This is a genomic window from Bulleidia sp. zg-1006 (assembly GCF_016812035.1).
GTDB lineage: Bacteria > Bacillota_I > Bacilli_A > Erysipelotrichales > Erysipelotrichaceae > Bulleidia.
Genome location: NZ_CP069178.1, coordinates 324,896 through 351,231 on the forward strand (window position 1 = coordinate 324,896; position 26,336 = coordinate 351,231).

A 26,336-nucleotide genomic window follows, 5' to 3' on the forward strand; every position below is an offset into this window, starting at 1 on the left:
TAAGGAGAAGAAAAATGAAGAAAAAAATGACTACATTGTTGCTAGCGATTATGATTATTTTGTCAAACTTTGTTCCTTACGTTGTTGTGGCAAAAGAAGCACATGAAACAATTTCAGATAGTGCGATTGTAAGTGGAGTTACTGATAACAATAATGGAAAAAGTAAACTAGGCATTACTTTTGAGAAAAAAGTTGCTGAGAAGTCTGTTAATCCCAAATTAAATAAGAATGGCACATTTGAAGCAAAAGAGGCAGGACAAGTTGACACTGATTTAAAGAGATATGGTCTTTTAGGGATAGCTAAATATTTTCATATATTTGCTAATAAAGCAAAACTAACGGCTGATACAGCCGGAAATCTTGCTGTTGGGGATTTGGATGCACAAAGTAACTTCGGAACTAGAATTAAAGAAGGAAAGCTAAATACAGATATTTCCTATATTCAAAATGCCGGTTATATTCAAAGCAGTTCTTTCGTAAGTTCAAATGAAAACAGAAAAAATAAGGCGGTTTTTGGAGAAAAAGTAAATTTAACCTTAGTAGATAATGGGAATAAAGTTGCCGCAAATGGAAATAAATTGGATCATTTGACAAAAGATGAAATTTATCAAGATAAAAATGGCAGTAAATATATAGATTTCGAAAAAGAGTTTCAATTATTAAAAGAAAGCTCAGACAAGTTAGCTTCTAATTTGCAAACTGATGGAGTAGAAAAAAATTTTAATGATGAAAATAACAGATATTTTGATGTTAGTAAAGTTAAATCTTCTAAATTAGGCACTGCTGTTTTAACAAAAACTGATGAAGATGGGAAACCTTTAGATAATGTTGAATTTGCATTATATAAAAAGGGTGAAAATAAACCTATTTCAAAACATAAAACATCAAATGGGAAAATTATTGTAAATAATTTAGAAAAAGGTGATTACTACTTTAAGGAAATATCTACTTTACAAGGATATATTCTCAATACAAACAATCATAATTTTTCCATTACTGATAAAAATATTGGTTCACCAAAAACTATATACCTAGATTTAACAAAAGAAGAATTGGAAAAAGACAGACCAATAACTATAAAAGGTATAAAGAAAAATGGTCCGAACATAGTTATAAATGTTGATACAAAAAATGCACAAACTATAAATATAGGTGCAGAAATCAAATTGCAATATACAGATGGGACAGATAGAAATAATCATGAAACAGAAGATTTTAGTGATGCGAAAGTTCTATGGAATTTTAAAAATAGAGCTATAAATCAAGTCATAAATATTAATAGAGCAAGATTTCAAGGCAGTATTTTAGCAGTCGGGAATACTATTAATGTAGGACAAAATGTTGATGGTTGTATAATTGCAGATACAGTAAATATTATAGGTGGGGAAAGTCATAGATGGGATTTTCAAGAAGAATATGAATCAGAAAAAGAAAATGTAGAATTAACTGTTGTGAATAAAAAACAACCTGAAGAAATTGAAAAGATTTCAATATCGGTAGAAAAGAAATGGGTGGGAAAAATCGGTGATTCCGTAACAGTACAGCTTAAAGCAGAAGGAAGTGAGACTATTTTGCAGGAATATGAGCTTAAAAAAAGTGAAGGTTGGAAACATACCTTTACAGGGCTTAGAAAATATGCTGCAGATGGTTCACCTATTAAGTATAAGGTAGAAGAAAAAGATGTACCGCAAGGCTATACAGTTCATTACGAAACCGATCCGACAGGCACATTGATTATTAAGAATGTGCAAGACAAAATAAAAGTAAAAGTAACGAAAGCATGGGAAGATGTGACAGGAGAGCATCCTACCATTAAGTTACAGCTTTTAAAGAATGGACAAAATGAAGGAAGTCCGATTGAACTGACAAACGGAACAACTACCCATACTTGGACAGACTTGGATAAAATGGATTCTCAAGGAAATGAGTATATCTATACTGTAAAGGAAGTAGGAGAAATGGCTAATTCCATTCAGCTTGAAGGAGATTGGTACAAGGTTACCTACGGAGGAAATATACAAAATGGATTAACTGTTACCAATAAAAAATTCCCATCGTGGACACCGATGATACCACCAACAAGAACTATCAAAGTTACTAAAGAGTGGAAAGATAGTTCAGGAAATAACTTAAGCGAAGCTCCGATAGAAAAGATTAAAGTGGAACTGTATAAAGACGGTAATCCTACAGGAAAGAAACTTGAGCTGACAAAGGACAATAACTGGAGTGGAGAGTTTAAGAATCTAGCAGTAGGAAATGGACTTGGAAGTACAGACTACTACAAATACACAGTCAAAGAAGTTGGAGAAGATGGAAATGCCATTAAATTTGATGGCAAGCAGTATAAGGTAGTCTATGGAGGGAGCATGAAAGAAGGTTTCACCATCACTAACGAGAAAGAAGCTCCGCCAACACCACCAAATAAAACCGTACCAAAAACAGAAGATAGAACCAATCCGTTCTTATACGCTTGGTTGATGTTTGTTTCAGGAAGTTTACTTGTTCTGTTGGGTATTAGAAAAAGACAACAGCAATAAAGACTTTGAAGTGAAGCCCAAAAGTTAGACCAAGAATCGGTAATTTGAAATTTCGTAGGATTGATTAGAAAAACCTTTGAAATTTTGTAGGAAAACCCTTTGAAAAAACATAAGGTTTTACCTAAAGTTAAGGAAATGATGGAGTGATTTATCATTTCCTTTTTATGTGATTACTTGATTTCTTAACCTTGTTAGTTGGTTTATCCGGTGAGTAGGATGTATACCCGTTATCTAAACTTAGTATCATAAGGGCATCTACCTCCGTGGTTTACTAAGCGTACATAGAAGGTGTGTACATCTTTATTATTCTTTTTAGATATTACCTCTTTACAGTATTCTACTTCATCATCTTTAAGAGCGATGATAGAACTGATTGAATCGTTAATCATAAATAAAAAAGCTCCTTTCAGAATAAGATTCAATCTCATTCTAAAAAGGAGTTTTTAATTTTATACAACTAGACCCTACAAAATTTCAAATTGCCAATATGTTTACCCACTATGATTATTTTTATTTACTTGACAACTTGCCGTTTTTTTGCGTTTAAAACTAGATATAAGTTAAGTAAAGCAAAAATCTGAAAGGGAGTCTAAAATTATGGATAAGTTTTGAAAAATATTTTAGAAAAAGAGAAAGGCAAGCTTTATTAAAAGCCAAACAGATTGAAAGATTGATATGCAAAATTTATAAGATATGATTTTGAATAAGAGGGCAATAATTGCTATGAAAAGTTTGAGGAACTTGCAACAAAAATAGTCAATGTGTTTTTATCGCAAAAATTTTCGCCTATAAAAGAAACACAAAGAAAGGCTAATATCAAGGTAAAGGATAGAAATTTATTTTTATTTTATTAGTGCTTTGAAGCAACAAAAGAAGAAACTAAAGAAAAACGAAAAATTAATGAGAGAAAAGATAGTTAAAAAGTAAGGTCAGCTTGACAAATATTGAATAGAAATTTATTATTAAATATAAATTCAGTATTGAAATAGGAAGAGGTGTGCTATGGCACAGGTATTAAAAGAAGAAGTTAGAAATAGAATACTCGATGCAGCAGAAAAAGTGTTTTATGAAAAAGACTATAGAGGTGCCAAATTAACAGAAATTGCAAAAGAAGCAGATATTCCTGTGGCACTAATTTATACCTATTTCAAAAATAAGGAAGTTTTGTTTGATGCAGTAGTAAGTTCTGTTTATATAAATTTTGAGTCAGCTTTTAATGATGAAGAGTCCTTAGAAAAAGGAACAGCTTATGAAAGGTTTGATGAAGTTGGAGAAAATTATATTCATGAACTTTTAAAAGAGCGTAAGAAGTTAATTATTTTAATGGATAAAAGCTCAGGTACAAAGCATACAGAAGCAAAACAAAAACTTATTTCACAAATGCAGGTTCATATTGAAGTGAGCTTGAAAAGACAATCGAAAGAGGAATATGATCTGATGCTTGCCCATATTTTAGCCAATAACTTTACAGAGGGGCTTCTTGAAATAGCAAGACACTATCAAAGTGAAAAGTGGGCAAAAGATATGCTAAAACTTATTGCAAGGTGTTATTATAAGGGAGTGGAATCCCTATAATCAGCACAAAAAATAGACTTTGCTTAATCGGCAAAGTCTTACTTTAAACTCTAATACTGAATTAAAATTCAATATTATTCAATTTTGAAAGGAGCGTTGTTCATGCCGGAAAAAGAATTAAGAAAAAAAGTGATTGGGAAAAACGGATTATCCAATTCACTTCTTGCTTTAAAAATAGTATTTGATTTGATACCACAAATCTTACTTGTATATTTGATTAGTTCTTTTATCACAAACAATATTAGCGAAGATAATTTGAAATATATTTTCTTAGGAATCTTTATATCGTTTGTATTAAAAGGAGTATTTTATTATTTACAGGCAAAGGTTGCTCATGAGAAGGCATACGAAAAATTGACAGAACTTAGGTTAGATATTATCGGTCATTTAAAAAAACTAAGTTTGGGATTCTTTAAAGAACATAATACAGGAGAGCTTACCAACATTGTTCAGCATGATGTAGAACAAGTGGAAGTATATCTTGCTCATGGTCTTCCTGAAATAATGTCAGTTACACTTCTGCCTACTATCATTTTCATAGCTATGATTTTTGTGGACTTTCGTCTTGCTCTTGGAATGATTGCCGGAGTTCCACTCATGTATTTGGTAAAAGTTCTTTCACAGAAAACAATGGATAAAAACTTTTCGATTTACTTTAATCATGAAAATAAGATGAGAGAAGAGTTGATGGAATATGTAAAAAATATCTCTGTGATTAAGGCTTTTGCGAAAGAAGAGGAGATTAGCGAAAGAACATTAAAAACGGCAAGAGAGTATATTTACTGGGTTAAAAAGAGTATGGGAGCCATTACAATTCCAATGGGACTCATTGACATATTTATGGAAATTGGAGTAGTTATTGTCATGATTTTAGGAAGTATCTTTCTTTATCACGGGAATATTACAACACCTAATTTTATTCTTGCAATAATTTTATCGTCTGCTTTTACTGCATCTATAAGTAAGACGGCTACATTGCAACATTTTTCTATTGTGTTTAAGGAAGCGTTAAAGGCGATTGGAAAAGTTTTAACAGTTCCACTTCCAAAGAAAAAGACAGAACAAGGTTTAGAATTTGGAAACATAGAATTTAAAGATGTGAATTTTGCATACGGAAAAGATAGCTTTGAGCTTAAAAATATCAATTTGACTTTTAAGAAAAATAGCTTGAATGCCTTTGTAGGAGCAAGCGGTTGTGGGAAAAGTACCGTATCTAATTTGCTTATGGGATTTTGGGATGCAGACAAAGGACAGATATTGATAAATGGAAAAGACATAAAAGAATATAGTCAAGAAAATATTTCAATGTTGATTGGTAGTGTGCAACAAGAGGTTATCCTTTTTGATTTAAGTATTTTTGAAAATATAGCAATCGGGAAACTAAATGCAACAAAAGAAGAAGTTATAGAAGCAGCTAAAAAAGCAAGATGCCATGATTTTATTTCCGCTTTGCCGAATGGATACGATACAAGAGTCGGTGAAATGGGAGTTAAGTTATCCGGTGGAGAAAAACAAAGAATCTCCATTGCGAGAATGATACTGAAAAATGCACCGATTTTAATATTAGATGAAGCAATGGCGGCTGTTGATAGTGAAAATGAAAGACTAATCGGTGAAGCGATTGATGATTTAAGTAAGGATAAAACCATCATTACAATTGCTCATCATCTAAATACGATTAGAGATTCAGACCAAATTATAGTTATGGATAAGGGGGTTGTTCTTGATACAGGAAGCCATGAAGAGCTGATGAATCGTTGTGATTTTTATCGTGATATGGTGGAAGCTCAAAATAAGGTTGACAGATGGAATTTGAAAGAGGTGGTAACAGAAAATGTTTAGAGAAATGTTAAAACTACTTACAAAAACCGGCAAGAGAGATTTGATTATATCAAGTGTATTCTTTGCCCTTTATGGCTTAAGCTCCATAGCTATGATTGTTATCGTATTTTTTATACTGTTTCAGATATTTGATGGAACGAGTTTAGATAGGCTTTATAAATATTTTATTGCGATTGGATTACTTGTAGTATTCAAAGGCATTTGTAACATGGTTGCAGATATGAAAAAGCATAGTGCGGGCTTTGATATTGTTCAGCAAATAAGAGAACGCATGATTATCAAATTAAAGAAATTCAGTTTGGGATTTTATACCAATGAACGACTTGGGGAAATAAATACAATTTTACACAAAGATGTTGATAATATGTCCCTTGTTGTAGGACATATGTGGTCAAGAATGTTTGGTGATTTTTTGATAGGTGCAGTCGTATTTATCGGTCTTGCAAGTATTGATTTAAAACTTGCTATTTTGATGGCTGTACCTGTTCTGATTGCACTTATCTTTCTATATCTGACAATTAAGCAATCTGAAAGAATCGAAAATCAGAACAACTCAGCACTTCTTGATATGGTTAGCTTATTTGTTGAATATGTTAGAGGAATACCTGTATTAAAGAGTTTTTCAAACAATAAGAGCTTGGATAATGAGCTTATGAATAAGACAAAAAAGTTTGGAGAAACAAGCAAAGCAGCTTCAAGATTCAAGGCAAAACAATTATCTATATTTGGTTTTTTACTGGATATTGGATATTTAATTCTTTTAATTTCAGGAGCAATACTTGTTACAAAGGGAAGTCTTGATGTACTTCATTTTATTATCTTTGCAGTAATTTCAAAAGAGTTTTATAAGCCGTTTGCTTCTATGGAACAACACTATATGTACTATGTTTCGGCGGTAGATAGTTACGAAAGACTTTCAAGAATTTTATATGCAGATGTAATATCGGACAAAGTGGATGGAATTGTTCCGAAAGATAATGATATAGCTTTTGAAAACATAGATTTTTCCTATGAAAAAGATGAATTTAAAATGGAAAAATTGAGCTTTTCTATTGCTGAAAAAACAATGACAGCCTTAGTTGGAGAATCAGGTAGTGGAAAGACTACGATAACCAACTTACTTCTAAGATTTTATGATGTGCAGCAAGGTAAAATTACACTTGGCGGTGTGGATATTAGAGAGATCCCTTATGATGAACTTTTAGATCGTATCAGTATTGTCATGCAAAATGTTCAACTGTTTGATAATACCATTGAAGAAAATATCAGAGTAGGTAAAAAAGGAGCAACGAAAGAAGAAATCATTGAAGCTGCAAAGAAAGCAAGGATACATGATTTCATTATGAGTTTACCAAATGGTTATGAAACGGATATTGGTGAAAACGGCGGAATATTGTCAGGTGGACAAAGACAAAGAATATCTATTGCAAGAGCTTTTCTAAAAGATGCCCCGATTTTAATACTTGATGAAATGACAAGTAATGTTGATCCTGTAAATGAATCTCTGATACAAGATGCCATTACAGAACTTGCAAAGAATAGAACCGTACTTGTGATTGCTCATCATTTAAGAACCATTCAAAAAGCTGACCAAATTCTTGTATTCCAAAAAGGAACACTGCTTGAAAAAGGAAAGCATGTCGAACTTCTTGCGAAAAATGGTTACTACACAAAATTATGGAAAGCTCAGTATGAGGTGTAACCATGATTTTGTTAAAAGATGTTTCTTATGAATGGGAAGATGGACGAACTGCTTTAAAAAATATCAATCTTGAAATTAAAAAAGGTGAATTTGTTTTAATTTCAGGAAAAAGTGGAAGTGGTAAAAGCACTCTTGGAAGTGTGATGAATGGTCTTATTCCACATTATTACAAAGGCAAAATGCAAGGGGAAGCCTTTGCGTCCGGAAAAGATATAAGCAAACTATTACTTCATGAAGTAGGACATATTGTAGGGACTGTATTTCAAAATCCAAGAAGTCAGTTTTTCACGACAACGACAGATGAAGAAATAGCTTTTGGGCTTCAAACCATCTGCAAATCAAGAGATGAAATCAAACAGAGAGTAGAAGAAGTATATGTGGAATTGGATATTGAGGAACTGAAAGGAAAATCCGTTTTTGAATTATCAAGCGGACAGAAACAAAAGATAGCTATTGCAAGTATCTATGCAATGAATCCGAAAGTTTTAATTTTAGATGAGCCTTCAGCAAATTTGGATATGAAAGCAACATTTGACCTATTTTTAATTTTGGAGAAATTAAAGAAAAAAGGTACAACGGTTGTTCTAATTGAGCATCGTTTGTACTATGTAAAGTCTTTATTTGACCGTTTTCTTTTGGTGAAAGATGGAGAAATTGCACAGGACTTGAGTCGGGAAGAAGTTATTTCTCTTAACCAAGAGTTTTGGGATGAGAATGGACTAAGAACTCTTGAATTAGAAGAATACAGGATAAGTGAGAAGAAAGATTCATATCAATTAAATGATGAAAGTATTAGTGGAAAAGGCTTGAAATTTTGCTATCCGAATGTAGCTAAGGACGGAAAGAAGCAAAAACAGTACATTTTAAATCATCTCGATTTCAATATAGAGTGTGGAAAAGCCATCGGTCTTATCGGCTTAAATGGTACCGGGAAAACTACTTTTGCAAGGGTAATTTCAGGACTTGAGAAGATAAAAGAGGGAAAAATATGGGCGGAAAAAGATAAAGAGTTGAATCGTAAAGATTTAATGGATATGTCATATTTTGTCTTTCAAGATTCAGACTATCAGTTATTTTCGGAGAGTGTACTTGATGAAATGTTACTTGGTATTTCAAGTAAAGATAAAAAAGAAAATACCCAAAAGGCAAAGTCTATTTTGAATGTACTTGGCTTAGATAAATATATAGATAAGCATCCGTTTGCTTTATCAAGAGGAGAAAAACAAAGATTGACAATAGCTTGTGGAATGATGAAACAGGCAAAAGTTTTTATTTATGATGAACCAACATCAGGTTGTGATAAAGACTCAATGCTTTCGGTCGCAAAATTGATTGAAGAACAATTAAAAAATGGGACAACAGTTTTGGTGATAAGTCATGATTTTGAGTTTTTAGCAAACACAGTGAGCAAGCTCTGGGTAATGGGAGATGGAAAAATAGAAAAAGTTTTGAATATGAGTGAAAGTAATAAATTTCTCATATTAGACAAGATGAGAGGAGGTAGAGAGATTGATAGATAGAAAAACAGTCGATCCGAGAATAAAACTTACTCTACTTCCAATTGTTGGATTCACGAGCTTTTTTATAAGCGACACAATTCTACTTTTTGGACTAATTGTCTTTGCCTTTTTTCTGTATGTATATAGCAGTATGTGGAAAAGAGCATTACGCTTTATTTTGTTTTTTGTGCTTTTATACTGCATAGAGTTAGGGCTTGGAAAGTTTTGTGAAGCAAGCATCGTATTCGCAATATATATGTTTATTTACTTTGCGTCAAGAATGACCTTAATTGCTATGTTTGGTGGATATATAACAAAGACTACAAGTGTAAGTGAAATGCTGGAAGCATTAAATAGAATGAAAGTACCCCGAAGCATTGGTATACCTTTTAGTGTTTTGCTTAGGTTTGTACCAACTATAAAAATAGAATTTAAGGCATTAAAAGAGAATATGAAGATTCGAGGAATCGTAACAAGCAGATTTTTCCCATTGCTTCATCCAATTAAATATATTGAATATACGCTTGTTCCGCTTTTAATGAGAATGATTAAGATTTCAGATGAATTGTCAGCTTCAGCACTCATTAGAGGTCTTGATAGTGGTGAGAACAGGGTAACATTAACAGAATTGCGGTTTAGATGGGCAGATTTATTGATTGGACTATTAGGAGCTTTGATGATTGCTCTCGTGATAGTAATACAGAAAATTTATTAGGAGGACTTTTATGAAAAACAAATTAAACGGTCGTGATTTTATTACAATCGGAATCTTTAATGCAATTGGAATTGTCATATACATGGCAGCCGGTTTTGCTATGGCAACAACAGTTATAGGAGGATTTATTGCTTCAGGAGTTAGTTTTATGGTAGCTGCCACTGTTTATATTCTTATGGCTGTAAAAGTTAAAAAGAAGGGCGTATTTACAATATCAGGAACGCTTCTTGGTTTAATTGCGTTGTCAGGAGGACATTTGCCTCATGCAGCCTTTGCTGTAATTGGTGGAATTATATGTGATTTGATTATAGGAAATTATGAGAGCAAGGGACGAATGATTATTGGATATGGAACATTTGCATTAGCAGATTTTTTAGGAACAGTAATTCCTGTGATTTTATTCGGAACAGCTTCTTTTGTGGAAAGAGCATCAAAATGGAAAATGAGTGAAGCACAAATAAATGAAGCATTATCCTATTTCAAAGTTTCATGGGCAGTAGGATTTGGCTTGATAACTTTTGTTCTTGCTTGCATAGGAGCATTTGTTGCAACAAGGATACTCAAAAAACATTTTGAAAAAGCAGGAGTGATTTAATCAATCTTTATTAGTGATGGAAAAATGGATTAAATAATGGAGGTAATTGCTATGTATTATTTAGGGTCTGTTATTCATGTAGAAAAAAACAATAGACCTTTTTGATACCGGTAATTATCATAAAAAATCAAATTTAAAATATAGGGAAAGAGCAAGTTTCTTTCATTTCAGAGGACTTATTATGCCTATGTGCAGGAGTCCTCCTTTTTTGTCTTAAAAAGCAGACAAAAAAGAAATGGAGGAAGCATATATGCCAAAAGAATATTACCTTTAACTGAAGTATCTGAAGATGATCTTCTTAATATGGTAGAGAAAAAGGAAAATCTAAAAGAAGAAGTCAAAAAAATAGAAGAAACTGTACCGAAAAGTGAAGTAAAAAAAGAAGAGCCGAATAAAGGAAGAAAGCAAAGGCAGAGGTGCTTATATTTTTTTTAGGAATCATCGTTCTTGCAGTAATTGGAGCGGGATATTACTTTAAAATTCACAAGAAAAAACAGGAAGATGACGATTATGATGATGAAGAAGATGAGGAATAAAATGTAGGTATAAATTATCAACCCACCTTGTTGCGGTTACACTTAAAAAATGATATAATGCAAGTGTAAACGCAACAAAAGGGTGGATGGTATGAATTATGAAGATAAAATTGAACAACATCTAAAACAATCAGGTGGAATTATTACAACAGCATACTGTAAGGAAAATAATATACCGACGATATATCTCAGTCGACTATCGAAAGATGGGAGATTGTTGAAAATTAAAAAAGGAATTTATATGACAAAAGATGGAGATTATGATGAGTATTATTTCTTTCAATATCAGTATAAAAAGGCGATATTTTCTTATGAAACCGCTCTTTATCTGCTTGGACAAACAGATAAAATTCCTTGGAATATCGATGTAACCGTTTATAACGGATATAAATTTAATGAAAAACCGAATGGTTTCAATATTCATTATGTAAAAAAATCAATTTATGACTTAGGTGTAATCCAAAAACCTACAATGTTTGGAAATAAAGTTAAGGTATATTCATATGAGAGGACACTCTGTGATTTTATTGCTCATAAAGAAGAAATGGATATAGAGGTTTATGTAAAACTTATTCGTTCGTATTCCTCTTATGAAGAAAGAGATGTTCATTCCCTTTATGATATTGCAATGAAAATGGGAATTGAAAATAAAGTGAGAGAAGTTATGGAGGTGGTTTATGAATAAAGCAAAATTAACAACTCTTTGCCATAAAGTCAGCAAAGAAGTCGGTCTTTCGTTTAATTCGGTTATGCTGTATTATTTTTTAGAAAGTATTTTGAAAAAATTAGCAGGAAGCAAATATAGTGAACGATTTATTTTTAAGGGCGACTTTTTGTTATCAAGTGTAGTTGGAATTGATTCAAGAAGTACTGTAGATATAGACTTTCTTTTGAGAAACATGCAGTTATCAGAAGAAAATATTGTTCAAATGCTGAACGAAACTTTAAAACCGGAAGAATCCGACGATATATTTTATGAATTGCAAAGTATTGTGCCAATCAAAGAAGAAGATCAATATGGAGGGTTTCGTGCAAATATCTTATGTAAAATGGAAAATATAAGACAGATTGTACCACTTGACATTGCAACAGGAGATGTTATTACACCTCATCCGATAGATTATAAGTATGTAAGCTCTTTTGGAGAGGAAGAAATAATAATCAAGGCTTATCCGATAGAAACTATGCTTGCAGAAAAAATACAGACCATTTATGCAAGAGGATTTTTAAATAGTAGAAGTAAGGATTATTACGATCTTTATATTATTTATAAATTAAAGGACAAAGATGTAAATGCAGAGATATTAAGGGAAGCTTGTAGAAAAACTTTTCAGTATAGAAAAACAGAATTTGACATAGGTAAAATTATTGATTTGCTTGAAAACTTGAAAACAAATGAAGCTTTTTTGAAAAGATGGCAAGCCTATTCAAGAAAAAATATATATGCCAAGGATATAACCTTTGAAGAAGTATTGGATAATGGAATAAAAATGGTGAAAAAAATAAAGAATGAAGATTAGCATATAACCGTTTTTCAATGAAAAGAAGGCGTCAAATATTTTTATGTAAGTTATTCCAAAACAGGAAAACGGATTAAATAATGGAGATAATTGCTATGCATTATTTAGGGTCTGTTATTCATATAGAAAAAACAATAGACCTTTTTGATACCGGTAATTATCATAAAAAATCAAATTTAAAATATAGGGAAAGAGCAAGTTTCTTTCATTTTAGAGGACTATCCCTGCCCATGTGCAGAAGTCCTTTTTTAAGCTTTTGATAGATAAAGATTCAAAATACAAGAGTAAGATTATGTAGAAATAGGGATAGTGGGAAAACAAAAAAGAAAAATCAGCTTGCTTTGTAACTGCCTAAAAATTGACTACTATAAAATATAGTGATATAGTTTATAGTAGTTTTTAGTTTAGGGGAATAATAATATGTCAACAATAGATTTAATCGTTTTAGGAATGATTAAGGAAAAAGAACAAAGTGCTTATGACTTACAAAAAAATGTTGAGTACAGAAATATTTCTAAATGGGTTAAAGTCAGCACTCCATCAATTTATAAAAAAGTAATTCAGTTGGAAGAAAAAGGCTATATAAAAGGCAATTTATCAAGAGATGGAAATATGCCTGAGAAGTTGATTTATCACATTACGGAAAGTGGAGATAAATATTTTTTAGAATTGATGAAGAAAATATCTGCTCAAATGGTCAATGTATTTTTAGACTTTAATGCAGTTATTATCAATATGGCAATGTTATCAAAAAATGAAAGTAAAGAGATTATAGGCAATATTGAAACAGAGATTGAGAAGTACAAAAATGCAGTAAGGAAGTTAGAGATGGAAAGAGAAGATATTCCTGTTTGCGCCAAATCTATCTTAAATCAACAAGCATTGCTATCAGAAGCATTAAACGATTGGATAAGTGATTTTAGAAAACTGTATTTTGAGGAGTAATTTGAATTGGTAAATATAGGCGAAGATAGAGGGCTACTAAAGAAATTAAGAGAGATAACGAAAAATAAGGAGAATTGGAAAACAACTATTGATGAAGTTTCTATTTACTTGAATGAAAATCATTCTGATGATGTGAAAGCAAAGGTCTTATGGCTTCTTGGAGAAATGGGATTAAATTATCATCTAAAAGTAAAAAAATATGTTGCAGATATTGCAAGTTACTTACATGATGATTGCCCTAAATTAAGAGAGCGTTCAGTAAATGCACTTGGAAGAATAGGCAGAGCTGATAAGGATTTGATTGTTCCATATTTAGACAAAATAATGGAAATGAGAAAAGATAATGTAGATGAAGTAAGACTCGCATTCCTTTGGGCTTGTGAAAATATTGCAACAAATGCTCCGGAACTGTTTTGTGAAAAACTGGAATTATTTTATGAAATGATACAGGACAAAGGGGAGAGAGTGCGGATAGAAGCTCCAGAAATGTTTCGAGTAATGGGAAAAAGAAAAACGCAGTATGTAAAGCCTTATTTAGAAAAACTACAATGGTTTGCAGATAACGATACAAACCCTGTTGTTCGTATTCATAGTGCCGGTGCAATACGAATTACAAAAAGAGCATTAAAGGAGAGTGAAGACAATGCCACAGATGACTAAAGGCGGAAAATATATTTTTGGTTGGTCGAAGATAGGAGAAAATGGAGAACTCACATTTCCAACAATGGCGGTAAAAGAATATAATTTACAAGAAGAAACCTATATTTATATTATTTCCGGTAGCAAGCAGACAGGGGGATTTTGTGTAATGACAGAACCCTTACTTTCTCATTCAAAACTTAAAAATATATTAGAAGAAAATCCAAGTTTAGCAGATAGAAGTTTAAGAGAGGGCGTGTTAATTTCCTACAAAGGAAGAAAATATGGCTGGCTTGCACTAAAAGATAATTCCATTTATCTCTCAACTACGTTAATGAAAGACTTGGAAATAAAAGTCGGAGATAGGCTCTTGTCTATTCGTAGCAGTGATATTACTTTTACAATGGGGGCAAGGGGAAGTTTAATAGACAAAGCAAATAAGTATAAGGGGAAGATTGAGATGTATTAAAAGTAAAGTAAATGAAGTTGTGATTAGTGATAAAATTTGTATTTAGGGAAAAGGTTCTATCCAATGTCGATTATGTCTTAGATACGCTTGGAGGAAATGAAACAAAAAAGCAGATGAGCATTTTAAAAAGGGGAGGAAAATTAGTATCTTTAAGAGCCATGCCAAATGGGGCTTTTGCAAAAAGAATGAAGTTGCCTAAGTGGAAGCAAATTATATTAGGTATTGCAGGGCGTAAGTTCGATAAGTTAGCAGAAAAATACGGTGTTACGTATGATTTTATTTTTGTAGAATCAAATGGCAAACAACTACAAGAAGTGGCGGATATATTTGATAATCTTAAAATAAAACCATCCATTGATACTGTTTATCCGTTTGAAGAAGTGAATAAGGCTTTAGATAAGGTAGCCAATGGACACTCTAAGGGTAAGACGGTTATTGTTATGGAAAGAGAATAAATCAGAGAGGGGAAGAAATATAGATGGAATTTAAAGAAGTAAATCAATTGCCAATTGATGTTGAAAAAGCCATAGAAAAGCGTGTTAGTACCAGAAGTTTTAAAGCAAGGTCATTATCGGATGAAGATAAAAATAATCTGATGGATTTTAATAAAACTTTGACTAATCCTTTTGGTATAGATGTTAAGGTACAGTATATCAGCAAAGATACCGGCGCAAAAAACGTGCAACTTGGAACATATGGAACTATAAGAACAACCTAAATGATGATGTGAAAAAAATTAAACGTTTAGATATCGGAATAGCATTATCACATTTTCACCAGACAGCCATGAGTAAAGGATTAAGCGGAAGATTTGAAGTACGAGATATATATATTTTTCAATTCCGAAAAATATGCACTATATGATATCCTATATATCGGGCTAAGAATTAAGATGAATATAATTGAATATAACTATAGTTTCAAGTTTTTACATTTATACTTTCTATCATTTTCATATGTATCTCCATAAATGATTTTTAAATAGCAGGGAATCCGACAGTAGAAAAAAGAGCTTAAAAATGATACAATATGCAAAATAGAATCTGATGGGGTGAAAAATGTTAATAAAAAAAGCAATAATCAGGGGAATTATCCCATTAATCATAATGACGACACTATCAATAATCATGAAATATCAAGGAATAGATACTTTTCAAGTTAAGGGTACATTTTTAGTTGGGATTATCGCAACTTCGATAACTGCGGCTTCTGTCATATATGAAATTGAAAAATGGTCTTTACTCAAGCAATCAATTGTTCACTTTATAATTATGTTCCTGACGGTATTTCCATGCTTATTAATAAGCGGTTGGTATGAATTAAATAGCGCTTTGGATTATCTTAAAGTATTTGGAATGTTTTTGTTAGTTGGAATTGTATTGTGGAGTGTTGCCTACTTTATTTTTGGGAAGATATTAGATAAATAGATAAGAATTTATAGAGGTGATTTTAATGACTTTACTAAAGGTAATATTGATATTAATAGGAGTTGTCCTTACCACATTGGGCTATTTCATTTATTTTAAAGAAAAATATAATTTGATTAATGGTTTTGAAGAAGATTATAAATCTGGAAGAAAGACAGAATCCTATGCTAAAAAGGTTGGATTAGCGGAGTTTATCATTGGAATTATCCTTGTTGTAATTGGGATTTGTGTGATGATTACTAAATAACAAATTCCGGTTTCGTACTATATAAGTGTAGATGTCAATGAAACATCTGCACTTATTTTTTATAATAAGGAAGTGGACGGGTAAATGGACGGATTTTCTCAAAAGATAAATTGTAATGACACATAATATAGATTTTAAGGGCTTTTCTTTTTTTGCGGGTTCTAGTATGCGTTTTATGAATACAATTAGATTAGAAAGAAATGTGAGGCTAAAATTTTTGACAGCAAGTGCGAGGGTAGAAATATCCAAGGCTTAGTTAAATGCTTTATATTTAGGGAGTTTTTTGTAAAAAACATATCAAAAAAAGGGTTCTTAGAACCCTAGAAATAATAAACCATAATATAGGCAATCAATAAGCCAATGATAATTCCCACAATCACATCACTCAACCAATGTGCAAATAATACCAATCGACTAAGAGCAATCCCGCAAGCAATCACTAGATAGATAGGCCAATAAGGAAACTTTGTAAAAACCATTAAACCAGCCATAGCGAAAGAAGAACTACTATGAGCCGATGGAAAAGAAGAATCCTTAGGCTCTTTTTTTAGCAATAAACGATTCCTTTCACTGTAAAAAGGTCTAGTTCGTTTAAATAATGGTTTCAACATAACGTTTACTACTAAAGCCTGAATAGCAATGGTAACTAACATCAATTTTGACAAATAATGATATTCTGGAATAAACCAAAGAACAATCATTGTTATAAACCAAATAAGACCACCATCGCCAAGAAAGGACATACCTTGGTTCAAATGAATCCAAAAAGGATTTGGAAATAAATCTTGTAAGAAGCGCAATATTTTCAGTTCCATAACAACTAATTATAGACTAAAAACGGTCGCCATTAAAAATTGAATTTTTAACAATCACATAATCTACATGACGAATAGCGTTTAAATCACGACCGCCAGCATAGGAAATCGAAGATTGAAGATCCTGTTCCATCTCTTGCAAAGTATCAAAGATAGACCCCTTACAAGCCACTAACATTTTTTTCCCTTCTACATTTTTATGAACACCTTTTTGGTATTCCGAAGCAGAACCAAAATATTCTTTCATTTTTTGCCCGCCTTGCATCACAATTTCACCAGGTGATTCCTCGTGACCAGCGAATAAAGATCCAATCATTACCATAGAAGCCCCAAAACGAATAGACTTTGCGATATCACCATTGGTACGAATGCCGCCATCCGCAATAATTGGTTTGCGCGCCGCTTTAGAGCACCAACGAAGAGCCGCTAATTGCCAACCACCTGTTCCAAAACCGGTCTTTAATTTTGTAATACAAACTTTGCCTGGACCAATACCGACTTTTGTGGCATCAGCACCAGCATTCTCTAATTCACGAACGCCCTCTGGAGTACCAACATTACCGGCAATCACAAAGCTATTCGGTAGATTATTCTTAATATGATGAATCATATCTACCACTGAGTTGGAATGACCGTGGGCAATATCAATTGTGATATAGTCTGGTTGTAAACCCTGTACTTTTAATTCTTCAATGAAATCAAATTCACTTTGTTTAACGCCGACACTAATAGAAGAAATTAAACCTTGTGCCTTCATATGTTGAATAAAAGCTAATCGTCTTTCTGGTTGAAAACGGTGCATCACATAGAAATAGCCTTTCCTCGCTAATTCTTCAGATAAAGCTTCGTCCACCACTGTCTGCATATTTGCTGGAACCACGGGTAATTTAAAATGATATTTGCCAAAAGTAACATTTGGATTACATTCAGAGCGTGACTTAACAATGCACTTATTTGGAATAAGCTGAATATCCTCATAATCAAAAACAGAAAAATTATCCATAAAAAGCCCTCTTTTCATAGGGGAGTAAAAAGTATCCTCGTCTAATATAACATGGATTGAAAGGAAAGGTCTTAAGGACGTAGGGGAAGGAGAAGATTTCTTTGCAAAAAATGAAAAATTTACAAGATTTATATTATTTTTTATAAAATAGCAAAAAAAGTTCTAGCCATTTTAAAAAACATTTGTATAATATTAGTTAGAGAGTCATGCGCCGATAGCTCAACTGGATAGAGTATTTGACTACGAATCAAAAGGTTGCGGGTTCGACTCCTGCTCGGCGCGCTAAATAAGGAAGAGAAATCTTCCTTTTTTCTTATGTTTACAGTAGAATGATAGGGTATCTATAAAAGGAGTGTTTTAGAATGAGCCAAATACAAGAAACAATTATTAAAGCTCTTGAAAAGAGTGTCAACAATGTCTTCCAAATCCAGACAGAGGCTGGTTTATTGATGGTGGAAGAACCCCGTGATCGTTCCATGGGAGATTATTCAACCAACGCAGCTATGCGTCTTGCGAAAGTGTTACATAAGGCTCCAATTGTGATTGCGGAAGAATTAGTAAATGATTTAAAAAATACCTTATCAGAAGCGTCCTCAATTGAAGCGGTAAAACCCGGTTTTATTAATTTTAGAATTAAAAAAGAAGTGTTATCAGAAGTTATTAATACAGTTTTAAAAGCTGGTGATAAATACGGTGAAAACACATCCGGTGTTGGTCAAAATATCTTAGTCGAATGGGTATCCGCTAACCCGACAGGTGATTTACATTGTGGTCATGCACGTAATGCGGCTTGGGGTGATTGTATTTCAAACCTATTAGAAAAGTCCGGTTATAACTGCTTAAGAGAATTCTATATTAATGATGCTGGTCATCAAATTGATATGTTAGGAGAAAGCCTAATTGCCCGTTATTTTGAATTATTGGGTAAGGAATATCCTTTGCCGGAAGATGGTTACCATGCGGAAGATGTAAAGAACATTGCTAAAGAAATCTTAGCTGAAGAAGGAGATAAGTGGTTAAACGCTGATCCTAAAGAACGTTTGGAACATTTCAAATTAACAGGTAAGAAAAAAGAATTAGAGAAGATGGAAAGAGATCTTAAACTTTATCGTGTTCATTTTCAATCTTGGATGCCGGAAACATTCTTCTATGAAAATAACATGGAAAGAATTAATGCGGTTTTAGAGAAGATGGATAAGATGGGTCTTACTTACGAAAAAGATGGGGCTTTATGGTTTAAGGCGACTGAATATGGTGATGATAAGGATCGTGTCTTAAGAAAGAGCGATGGCACTTTATCTTACTTAACACCAGATATTGCTAACCATGTTTATAAAGTAGAGCGTGGTTATGAAAAATTAGTTGATCTTTGGGGTGCTGATCACCATTCTTATGTGACGCGTATGAAGTTGGCGTTAAAGGCGCTTGGTTATCCGGAGGGTACATTGGATGTGGATATCATTCAAATGGTACGTATGGTCGAAGATGGTCAAGAAGTGAAGATGTCAAAACGTACTGGTAATGCGATTACTTTGCGTGAACTTTGTGAAGATGTTGGTGTTGATGCGGCTCGTTGGTTCTTTGTATCTAAGGATGTGGCTTCACACATGGACTTTGATTTCAATTTAGCCCGTAAGAAAGACAATAATAACCCAGTGTATTATTGCCAATATGCGTACACACGTATGAGTTCTATCTTAAGAAAAGAAGACTTGCCTGAATTCAAACCAACAAATGATTTTACTCGTTTAACAGATGAAAAGGAGCTTTATTTGATGAAGCTAATGGCTGAATTCCCTAAATTAGTAGCGGACGCGGCTCGTTTGCGTAAGCCAAATAAAGTGACAGAATACATCATGGATCTAGCGAAGAACTACCATAGCTATTACGGTAGCGCTAAGGTTAATAACATTGATGATCCAGAATTGACCATCCAACGTATTGGTTTGTTGATGGCTCTTAAGATTACCTTAAAGAATGCCTTTGCACTAATTGGTGTTGAAGCTTTAGAACAAATGTAAGTTGGAAAAGCGGTACAAAATGTATCGCTTTTTAATATAGCCTTTTTATTAGAATATACAAAAATGAAATAACTTTTTTTCCTACTTTATTTTTTTAATGATAGATAATGATAAGTAGAAATGATACCGATTACATTTCTGATTAAATCAGCAAGGAGGAAAAAATGAAAGGTATTAGAGTTAGGAGCGAAATTGCTCCATTAAAAACAGTGCTTTTGCACCGGCCAGGAGAGGAATTATTAAATCTTACTCCTGATACATTAGGCGAGTTGTTGTTTGATGATATTCCTGATTTAAAGGAAGCTCAAGTAGAACATGATCGCTTTGCGAACATCTTAAGAGATAACGGCGTAGAGGTTGTTTATCTTGAAGATTTGATGGCAGAAACATTAGATGCACATCCGGAAATCAAAGAACAATTCTTGGATCAATTTATCGAAGAAGCAGGTATTCATACACCTGCATACCACAAGATTTTAAAAGATTTCTATGGTAAGTTTACAAATAATAAAGACTTAGTATTGAAGACAATGTCTGGTGTTCGTTTTGATGAATTAGGTGACATTAAGACTAATTACTTAGTAGACCGTATTTCTTCGGATTCTTACCTATTAGTCAATCCAATGCCTAACCTTTACTTCACACGTGATCCATTCGCTTCTGTAGGTAATGGTGCTGTTATTAACAGAATGTACTCTGTTACACGTAACCGTGAAACAATTTATGCGGACTATATCTTCCGTTTCCATCCAGAATATGCTGGAAATGTTCCCGACTTATATGGTCGTAAGAACCCATTCCACATTGAAGGTGGTGACGTCTTAAATGTTAATGAAAAATTATTATTCATTGGTATGTCTCAAAGAACCCAACCAGATGCTATTCAACAATTAGCAATGAAGATGTTCTACGAAAATGAAGGCAACACAATTGAAACAATTTTGGCTTTCAACATTCCAGTAAGTCGTGCATTCATGCACTTAGACACTGTGTTTACACAAATCGACAAGGATGCCTTTACAATTCACCCAGGTATCATGGGAACATTACAAGTGTTTGCTATTACAGCTGACCGTGAAAATCACGATGTTCATATTGAAGAACATACTGGTAAGTTAGAGGAAATCTTAGCTAAGTTCATGGGCTTAGAAAAGGTTCGTTTATTCCCTTGTGGTGGTGGCGATTTATTAGCTGCTGAACGTGAACAATGGAATGACGGTTCCAACACATTAACAATCGCTCCGGGTAAGATTGTTGTTTATAAGAGAAACTACGTAACAAACGAATACTTGAAGAAAAATGGATTCGATGTGTTAGAATTAGAAGCATCGAACTTGTGTGTAGGCCGTGGTGGACCAAGATGTATGTCCATGCCATTAGTTCGTGAAGACTAATTAAGTCAAAAATAAAGAAAGAGGGATTTTAAAGATTTATGGGAATTAACGTAAGAGGAAGAAGCTTTCTAACACTTTTGGATTACACTCCAGAAGAAATTAACTATTTATTGAACTTGTCTGCTGAATTCAAGAGAATGAAAGCAAATGGCGTTGAACACAAGCTCTTAAGTGACAAGCAAATTGTTCTATTATTCGAAAAGACATCGACAAGAACTCGTTGTGCCTTCGAAGTAGGTGCTCGTGACTTAGGTATGGGTGTAACCTTCTTAGATTCTGGTTCTTCGCAAATGGGTAAGAAAGAATCTTTAGAAGATACCGCTAAGGTTTTAGGTCGTATGTTTGATGGTATTGAATACCGTGGATTTAAGCAAGAAGTAGTTGAAGATTTAGCTAAGTATGCTGGTGTTCCTGTATGGAATGGTTTAACAGACCTTTATCACCCAACCCAAATGTTAGCTGATATCTTAACAGTAAAAGAAGAATTTGGTGATGTTCGGGGTCGTAAGTTAACATTCTTTGGTGATGCTCGTAACAACGTAGCGAACTCTTTAATGATTGTTTGTGCTAAGTTGGGTATGAAGTTCTGTGCTTGTGGACCTAAGGAATTAATGCCTAGTGATGAATTGATTGCTAAGTGCCAAGAAATTGCTAAAGAAACAGGTGCTGAATTACAATTCACACAAGATGTTAAAGAAGGTGCTAAAGACGCTGATGTGCTTTATACAGATATCTGGGTATCCATGGGTGAACCAGCTGAACTTTGGGCTAAGAGAATTGAATTATTACTTCCTTACCAAGTGAATAAAGATGTTATGGAAGTGGCTAAGAAAACTTCTATCTTCTTACATTGCTTACCTTCTTTCCATGATAGAAACACAACGGTTGGTGAAGATATTTACCAAAAGTTTGGCTTAGAAGCTATGGAAGTAACAGATGACGTATTCTTAGGTACACAAGCTCGTCAATTTGATGAAGCGGAAAATAGAATGCATACAATTAAAGCAGTTATGTATGCTACATTGAAGTAATATGGGTGGCAAAAAGATTGTTATTGCCTTGGGCGGCAACGCCCTCGGCAACACCCCTGAAGAACAATTAGGGCTTGTGAAGAATACGGCTAAATCCATTGTTGATTTAGTTGCAGATGGTTATCAAGTCATTGTTGCGCATGGTAATGGACCTCAAGTTGGGGTTATTAACTTAGCGATGGAATATTCCGCAAACAATGGTGCTGGTACACCTAGTATGCCATTCCCTGAATGTGGTGCTATGTCACAAGGATACATTGGTTATCACTTACAACAAGCCATCGAAGGTGAACTGGAAAGTCGCAAGATGGTTCAAAAGGTAGCGACTGTCGTTACCCAAGTTGAAGTGGATAAGAATGATTCCGGATTTAAGAATCCGACAAAGCCGATCGGTAGTTTCTATTCAAAGGAAGAAGCTGATAAGATTGTGGCTGAAAAGGGTTATACATTTGTAGAAGATGCTGGACGTGGCTACCGTCGCGTTGTTCCTTCACCAATTCCGGTTAAAATCGTTGAATTGGATGTCATTAAATCTTTAGTGGAACAAGGTCATATCGTTATTGCTTGTGGTGGTGGCGGTATTCCTGTTATCAAGAAGGAAGTTGGTTACGAAGGTGTTGCGGCAGTTATTGATAAGGATCGTTCCAGTGCTAAATTAGCTTTAGATTTAGGGGCTGATTCTTTAGTTATCTTGACAGCTGTTGAAAAGGTATGCATTAACTTTAATAAACCAAATCAAGAAGCTTTATCTGAATTGACTTTAGAAGAAGCTGAAAAGCATATCGCAGATGGTCAATTTGCTAAGGGTTCTATGCTGCCAAAGGTTGAAGCTTGCATGGGTTATGTAAAGGACAATGTTTTTGGTGGAACAGCCTTAATCACTTCCCTAGAAAAAGCGAAAGAAGCTTTACGTGGTGAAACGGGAACAATTATCAAAAAATAAATTATCATAAGTTTAAAATATTTTTATAGGAGAAAAAATTATGAGTACAAAGAAAAAACGTTCATTAGGTACGTTTAGTATTTTGTTAATCGTATTATTATTCGTGTATGCGATTTCTTGGATTTTTAACGGAAAACCTTATGTAGGTCAAGGTGAAGCTGGTAAAACTGTTGAAATGGTGGTTCAACACGCTACAGTTGGTCAATTAGTAAAAGCACCAATTGAAGGTTTCTTAGATGCTGGTGAAGTCATCGGTTTCGTATTCTGCTTAGGTGGATTCTTAGCTTTAGTTACAGCAACTGGTGCTTTGGAAACAGGTATTCGTGCTTTAGTTCGTAAGTTACATGGTAAGGAAAATGTCATGATTGCTATCTTAATGGCTGTGTTTGCATTAGGTGGTACAACTTATGGTATGTGTGAAGAAACGGTTGGTTTCTACGTATTATTAGCTTCGACAATGTTAGCTGCCGGAATGGATCCAATGGTCGGTGTTGCGACAGTCTTATTAGGTGCAGGTGTTGGTTGCTTAGGTTCAACTGTCAACCCATTCGCTGTTACAGTAGCGGTTGACGCTGCTAAAGCGGCTGGTGCTGAAGCGGATATGTCCAAGATTATCATGATTGGTCTAGTTCTTGTTATCGTTACTTACTTAATCGCTACATTTACAGTTATCAAGTATGCTAATAAAGTTAAAGCAGATAAAGGTAAATCTATTTTCACCGGTGAAGAATTAGCAGAATTTGAAGCTAAGTACAACGCCGGTAAAGAAACTAGTGATGAAAGATTAACAGGTCGTCAAAAGGCTGTTTTATGGGTATTTGCTCTTACATTCGTTGTTATGATTTTCGGTTTTATCCCTTGGGGTGACTTAAATGATTCTGTTTACAAAGCAATGGAATGGTCAAAGTTCTTAACAGGTGAGCAATTAGGTGCCTGGTATTTCAAGGATGCCGCTGTTTGGTTTACATTAATGGGCTTCATTATTGGTTTCATCGGTATTGAAGATCGTAGTAAATTATCTTCTATCTTCTTATCAGGTGTAGGTGATATGATTTCCGTTAACTTGGTTATTGCACTAGCTCGTGCTTCTTCTGTTATCATGAGCAAGACAGGTGTTGGTCCTTACTTAGTACAAGCTTCTGTTAAAGCTATGCAAGCAGCTAAGGTTAGTGGTGGTATCTTTGGTTCGTTAGATTATCTATTACACTTAGGATTATCATTCTTAGTTCCATCTAGCTCTGGTATGGCGGGTATTTCTTCACCAATCGTACCTCCAATTGCGAAAGCAATGGGCTTCTCTGTTGAAGCGACTATCATGGCTGAAGTTGCAGCGAATGGTGTTATTAACTTAATTACTCCTACTTCTGGAGCAATTATGGGTGGTTTGGCATTAGCTAGTGTTCCATACGCTACTTGGGTTAAGTGGTCTTGGAAGACAGTTGTCGTAATTGCAGTTGTCAGCGGTGTTGTTATTACTGCCGCAATGTTGCTCTTATAAGCCCCCTTTCGAGAAGGATTTCATAGGAAATCCTTCTTTTTTTATGCTACAATAACGGTGATGAAATCAACAACTGGAATGGCTATTTTGCAGGATGAAAGCCAAATTCGAAATCCTGTTTTACCATTAGCTGAATTTTTTACAGACTTTATTGAAAAGCCAACTAGGGCAATTATGCACCAAAGAGCTAGATTTTTATTGATTGAAAAAGGAGAAGGGACTATTCTTGTGGATGGTCAAGGTTTTCCACTCAAGGCACCATGCTTAATTGCTATATCGCCCTACAGTATTACGGATATTGTTGAAGTGAATGAACCGTTATCCATGGAAATCATATCTTATGATTACCGGCGACTATCGCAAACAATTAAAGGATTGAGCGGTTCAAATCAAGATAAAGCCGATTTATTAACTCATATTCATCAAAACCCGGTGGTTATATTAAATGATATTGAATTATCCGCTATTCAATCCGTTTATGGAATTTTACGTGTCGAATTAACATCAAGTTATGAGGAATTAAGCAATCAAGAAAAACCATTGCGTCAAATTTATATTTTGAATAAATTAATTGAATTGGTTGTTTTATATCGGCGGTATAGCTCTGATGTAGGAAATACAAGACAAAATCGAAATGTGAAAGATACACAACATATTCTAAGTTATATGTATGCCCATTCCTTTGATAAATTAACCTTGGAGAAGCTTTCAACAATTTTCTATTTATCAGAGAGTAAGATTATTAAAACGATTCATGATTTAACGGGTTTAACTTTTGGGGAATTGATTGAGCGTATTCAAATGGATAAGTTAAAATCAATTTTGTTGTATACGGATATGAACTTGGATGAGATTGCTCATTTGATGGGCTATGTGGATGCTTCTCATGTTTCTAAGCATTTTGTTCAAACGATGGGAATCAATCCAATTGCCTTTCGTAAACAATACCAAAGCCTGTCTAAAGGAGAGTCGCAATCCAATCAGGAATTAGCTTTTCAAGTGGCAGAGTATATTTATAATCACTATAATGATCCTAGCCTAACGATTAGTCGCATGGCTTCTAAATTTGGGGTTTCCGAAAAGCAACTGAATACTGCAATGACTTTCTTTGTTGAAAATAAGTTAGACCAATTATTGCATAAAGTTCGCATTCACAAGGCTTGTGAACTCATCTTAATGGATGAAGAAACTATCCTTGATGTCGCTTTAGATGTTGGTTATTCCAATGTAAAAACCTTTAACATTCACTTCAATGAAATCATTGGTATGTCACCATCGGTTTATCGAAAGACTATTTGTTTACAGCTAAGAGATGGAAAAGAACTTAAATCACAGAACTGAACAGAAAAAGAGCTTGTAGAATGAGGTGACCTCCAATCGTTA

The 26,336-nt window shown here is 33.7% G+C and carries 26 protein-coding genes and 1 tRNA gene; 24 read left to right on the forward strand and 3 right to left on the reverse strand.

The features are described from left to right. Nucleotides 1-14: 14 nt before the first annotated feature. Complete coding sequence (locus JOS54_RS01725) at nt 15-2,537, forward strand: Cna B-type domain-containing protein (RefSeq protein WP_203245355.1); 2,523 nt, start codon at nt 15-17, stop codon at nt 2,535-2,537. Nucleotides 2,538-2,764: 227 nt separating this feature from the next. On the opposite strand, the gene JOS54_RS01730 is transcribed toward JOS54_RS01725, so the two are convergent. Then, complete coding sequence (locus JOS54_RS01730; RefSeq protein ID WP_203244948.1) at nt 2,765-2,926, reverse strand: hypothetical protein; 162 nt, start codon at nt 2,924-2,926, stop codon at nt 2,765-2,767. Between the two features lie 613 nt (nt 2,927-3,539). Here JOS54_RS01730 and JOS54_RS01735 point away from each other — a divergent pair. The 16 genes from JOS54_RS01735 (at nt 3,540) to JOS54_RS01810 (ending at nt 16,248) form a co-directional block, all read left to right on the forward strand. Next, nucleotides 3,540-4,112: a TetR/AcrR family transcriptional regulator gene (locus JOS54_RS01735; protein WP_203245356.1), complete on the forward strand. Its 573-nt coding sequence runs from the start codon at nt 3,540-3,542 to the stop codon at nt 4,110-4,112. A gap of 102 nt (nt 4,113-4,214) precedes the next feature. After that, a complete protein-coding gene (locus JOS54_RS01740) occupies nt 4,215-5,954 on the forward strand; it encodes an ABC transporter ATP-binding protein (RefSeq protein ID WP_203245357.1) in 1,740 nt (579 codons plus the stop codon). Continuing rightward, nucleotides 5,947-7,656 carry an ABC transporter ATP-binding protein gene (locus JOS54_RS01745; protein WP_203245358.1) on the forward strand — a complete coding sequence of 570 codons (1,710 nt, stop codon included), beginning with the start codon at nt 5,947-5,949 and terminating at the stop codon, nt 7,654-7,656. The genes JOS54_RS01740 and JOS54_RS01745 overlap by 8 nt, the downstream gene beginning before the upstream one ends. A 2-nt stretch (nt 7,657-7,658) precedes the next feature. Beyond that, the gene (locus JOS54_RS01750; RefSeq protein WP_203245359.1) at nt 7,659-9,176 is read left to right on the forward strand and encodes an ABC transporter ATP-binding protein; all 1,518 of its coding nucleotides are present in this window, start codon (nt 7,659-7,661) and stop codon (nt 9,174-9,176) included. Then, entirely contained in the window at nt 9,166-9,870 is a 705-nt protein-coding gene (locus JOS54_RS01755; protein ID WP_203245360.1) for an energy-coupling factor transporter transmembrane component T, read from the forward strand. The genes JOS54_RS01750 and JOS54_RS01755 overlap by 11 nt, the downstream gene beginning before the upstream one ends. A gap of 10 nt (nt 9,871-9,880) precedes the next feature. Beyond that, nucleotides 9,881-10,465, forward strand: coding sequence for an MptD family putative ECF transporter S component (locus JOS54_RS01760; RefSeq protein WP_203245361.1), 585 nt, complete (start codon nt 9,881-9,883; stop codon nt 10,463-10,465). Between the two features lie 189 nt (nt 10,466-10,654). After that, the gene (locus JOS54_RS01765; RefSeq protein WP_203245362.1) at nt 10,655-10,900 is read left to right on the forward strand and encodes a hypothetical protein; all 246 of its coding nucleotides are present in this window, start codon (nt 10,655-10,657) and stop codon (nt 10,898-10,900) included. A gap of 192 nt (nt 10,901-11,092) precedes the next feature. Then, nucleotides 11,093-11,686 carry a type IV toxin-antitoxin system AbiEi family antitoxin domain-containing protein gene (locus JOS54_RS01770; RefSeq protein ID WP_203245363.1) on the forward strand — a complete coding sequence of 198 codons (594 nt, stop codon included), beginning with the start codon at nt 11,093-11,095 and terminating at the stop codon, nt 11,684-11,686. Continuing rightward, on the forward strand, nt 11,679-12,521 hold the full coding sequence (locus tag JOS54_RS01775; RefSeq protein WP_203245364.1) for a nucleotidyl transferase AbiEii/AbiGii toxin family protein: 843 nt from the start codon (nt 11,679-11,681) through the stop codon (nt 12,519-12,521). The genes JOS54_RS01770 and JOS54_RS01775 overlap by 8 nt, the downstream gene beginning before the upstream one ends. Nucleotides 12,522-12,941: 420 nt before the next feature. Further along, nucleotides 12,942-13,466, forward strand: coding sequence for a PadR family transcriptional regulator (locus JOS54_RS01780; protein WP_203245365.1), 525 nt, complete (start codon nt 12,942-12,944; stop codon nt 13,464-13,466). A 6-nt stretch (nt 13,467-13,472) separates the two neighbouring features. Next, nucleotides 13,473-14,126, forward strand: coding sequence for a HEAT repeat domain-containing protein (locus JOS54_RS01785; RefSeq protein ID WP_203245366.1), 654 nt, complete (start codon nt 13,473-13,475; stop codon nt 14,124-14,126). Then, nucleotides 14,110-14,574, forward strand: a complete 465-nt coding sequence (locus tag JOS54_RS01790) for a hypothetical protein (RefSeq protein ID WP_203245367.1) — start codon at nt 14,110-14,112, stop codon at nt 14,572-14,574. Before JOS54_RS01785 ends, JOS54_RS01790 begins: the two co-directional genes overlap by 17 nt. Before the next feature lie 26 nt (nt 14,575-14,600). Continuing rightward, entirely contained in the window at nt 14,601-15,029 is a 429-nt protein-coding gene (locus tag JOS54_RS01795; protein WP_238928362.1) for a zinc-binding dehydrogenase, read from the forward strand. Nucleotides 15,030-15,052: 23 nt separating this feature from the next. Beyond that, the gene (locus JOS54_RS01800) at nt 15,053-15,292 is read left to right on the forward strand and encodes a hypothetical protein (protein ID WP_203245368.1); all 240 of its coding nucleotides are present in this window, start codon (nt 15,053-15,055) and stop codon (nt 15,290-15,292) included. 340 nt (nt 15,293-15,632) lie between these two features. Beyond that, nucleotides 15,633-16,001 (forward strand): DUF3021 family protein, encoded by a 369-nt coding sequence (locus JOS54_RS01805; RefSeq protein WP_203245369.1) that lies wholly within the window; start codon nt 15,633-15,635, stop codon nt 15,999-16,001. 25 nt (nt 16,002-16,026) lie between these two features. After that, entirely contained in the window at nt 16,027-16,248 is a 222-nt protein-coding gene (locus JOS54_RS01810) for a DUF3784 domain-containing protein (protein WP_203245370.1), read from the forward strand. A gap of 320 nt (nt 16,249-16,568) precedes the next feature. On the opposite strand, the gene JOS54_RS01815 is transcribed toward JOS54_RS01810, so the two are convergent. Further along, nucleotides 16,569-17,063, reverse strand: a complete 495-nt coding sequence (locus JOS54_RS01815) for a phosphatase PAP2 family protein (protein WP_203245371.1) — start codon at nt 17,061-17,063, stop codon at nt 16,569-16,571. A gap of 16 nt (nt 17,064-17,079) precedes the next feature. Further along, the gene (guaC, locus tag JOS54_RS01820; RefSeq protein WP_203245372.1) at nt 17,080-18,066 is read right to left on the reverse strand and encodes a GMP reductase; all 987 of its coding nucleotides are present in this window, start codon (nt 18,064-18,066) and stop codon (nt 17,080-17,082) included. 208 nt (nt 18,067-18,274) lie between these two features. Between guaC and JOS54_RS01825 the strand changes: the two genes are divergently transcribed. The 7 genes from JOS54_RS01825 (at nt 18,275) to JOS54_RS01855 (ending at nt 26,294) form a co-directional block, all read left to right on the forward strand. After that, nucleotides 18,275-18,348 (forward strand) — tRNA-Arg (locus tag JOS54_RS01825). Nucleotides 18,349-18,428: 80 nt separating this feature from the next. Further along, nucleotides 18,429-20,087, forward strand: a complete 1,659-nt coding sequence (argS, locus tag JOS54_RS01830) for an arginine--tRNA ligase (protein WP_203245373.1) — start codon at nt 18,429-18,431, stop codon at nt 20,085-20,087. Nucleotides 20,088-20,251: 164 nt separating this feature from the next. Then, the gene (gene arcA, locus JOS54_RS01835; protein ID WP_203245374.1) at nt 20,252-21,481 is read left to right on the forward strand and encodes an arginine deiminase; all 1,230 of its coding nucleotides are present in this window, start codon (nt 20,252-20,254) and stop codon (nt 21,479-21,481) included. A 38-nt stretch (nt 21,482-21,519) separates the two neighbouring features. Then, nucleotides 21,520-22,512 carry an ornithine carbamoyltransferase gene (gene argF / locus JOS54_RS01840; RefSeq protein ID WP_203245375.1) on the forward strand — a complete coding sequence of 331 codons (993 nt, stop codon included), beginning with the start codon at nt 21,520-21,522 and terminating at the stop codon, nt 22,510-22,512. 1 nt (nt 22,513) lies between these two features. Then, the gene (gene arcC, locus JOS54_RS01845; protein ID WP_203245376.1) at nt 22,514-23,455 is read left to right on the forward strand and encodes a carbamate kinase; all 942 of its coding nucleotides are present in this window, start codon (nt 22,514-22,516) and stop codon (nt 23,453-23,455) included. Nucleotides 23,456-23,495: 40 nt separating this feature from the next. Continuing rightward, nucleotides 23,496-24,953 (forward strand): YfcC family protein, encoded by a 1,458-nt coding sequence (locus tag JOS54_RS01850; protein WP_203245377.1) that lies wholly within the window; start codon nt 23,496-23,498, stop codon nt 24,951-24,953. Between the two features lie 60 nt (nt 24,954-25,013). Next, the gene (locus JOS54_RS01855; RefSeq protein ID WP_203245378.1) at nt 25,014-26,294 is read left to right on the forward strand and encodes an AraC family transcriptional regulator; all 1,281 of its coding nucleotides are present in this window, start codon (nt 25,014-25,016) and stop codon (nt 26,292-26,294) included. Nucleotides 26,295-26,336 lie beyond the last annotated feature (42 nt).

Coding starts and splice junctions, on each gene's coding strand:
- JOS54_RS01725 (WP_203245355.1), top strand. CDS start 15: ATGAAGAAAAAAATGACTACATTGTTGCTAGCGATTATGATTATTTTG.
- JOS54_RS01730 (WP_203244948.1), bottom strand. CDS start 2,926: ATGATTAACGATTCAATCAGTTCTATCATCGCTCTTAAAGATGATGAA.
- JOS54_RS01735 (WP_203245356.1), top strand. CDS start 3,540: ATGGCACAGGTATTAAAAGAAGAAGTTAGAAATAGAATACTCGATGCA.
- JOS54_RS01740 (WP_203245357.1), top strand. CDS start 4,215: ATGCCGGAAAAAGAATTAAGAAAAAAAGTGATTGGGAAAAACGGATTA.
- JOS54_RS01745 (WP_203245358.1), top strand. CDS start 5,947: ATGTTTAGAGAAATGTTAAAACTACTTACAAAAACCGGCAAGAGAGAT.
- JOS54_RS01750 (WP_203245359.1), top strand. CDS start 7,659: ATGATTTTGTTAAAAGATGTTTCTTATGAATGGGAAGATGGACGAACT.
- JOS54_RS01760 (WP_203245361.1), top strand. CDS start 9,881: ATGAAAAACAAATTAAACGGTCGTGATTTTATTACAATCGGAATCTTT.
- JOS54_RS01770 (WP_203245363.1), top strand. CDS start 11,093: ATGAATTATGAAGATAAAATTGAACAACATCTAAAACAATCAGGTGGA.
- JOS54_RS01775 (WP_203245364.1), top strand. CDS start 11,679: ATGAATAAAGCAAAATTAACAACTCTTTGCCATAAAGTCAGCAAAGAA.
- JOS54_RS01780 (WP_203245365.1), top strand. CDS start 12,942: ATGTCAACAATAGATTTAATCGTTTTAGGAATGATTAAGGAAAAAGAA.
- JOS54_RS01790 (WP_203245367.1), top strand. CDS start 14,110: ATGCCACAGATGACTAAAGGCGGAAAATATATTTTTGGTTGGTCGAAG.
- JOS54_RS01800 (WP_203245368.1), top strand. CDS start 15,053: ATGGAATTTAAAGAAGTAAATCAATTGCCAATTGATGTTGAAAAAGCC.
- JOS54_RS01805 (WP_203245369.1), top strand. CDS start 15,633: ATGTTAATAAAAAAAGCAATAATCAGGGGAATTATCCCATTAATCATA.
- JOS54_RS01810 (WP_203245370.1), top strand. CDS start 16,027: ATGACTTTACTAAAGGTAATATTGATATTAATAGGAGTTGTCCTTACC.
- JOS54_RS01815 (WP_203245371.1), bottom strand. CDS start 17,063: ATGGAACTGAAAATATTGCGCTTCTTACAAGATTTATTTCCAAATCCT.
- guaC (WP_203245372.1), bottom strand. CDS start 18,066: ATGGATAATTTTTCTGTTTTTGATTATGAGGATATTCAGCTTATTCCA.
- argS (WP_203245373.1), top strand. CDS start 18,429: ATGAGCCAAATACAAGAAACAATTATTAAAGCTCTTGAAAAGAGTGTC.
- arcA (WP_203245374.1), top strand. CDS start 20,252: ATGAAAGGTATTAGAGTTAGGAGCGAAATTGCTCCATTAAAAACAGTG.
- argF (WP_203245375.1), top strand. CDS start 21,520: ATGGGAATTAACGTAAGAGGAAGAAGCTTTCTAACACTTTTGGATTAC.
- arcC (WP_203245376.1), top strand. CDS start 22,514: ATGGGTGGCAAAAAGATTGTTATTGCCTTGGGCGGCAACGCCCTCGGC.
- JOS54_RS01850 (WP_203245377.1), top strand. CDS start 23,496: ATGAGTACAAAGAAAAAACGTTCATTAGGTACGTTTAGTATTTTGTTA.
- JOS54_RS01855 (WP_203245378.1), top strand. CDS start 25,014: ATGAAATCAACAACTGGAATGGCTATTTTGCAGGATGAAAGCCAAATT.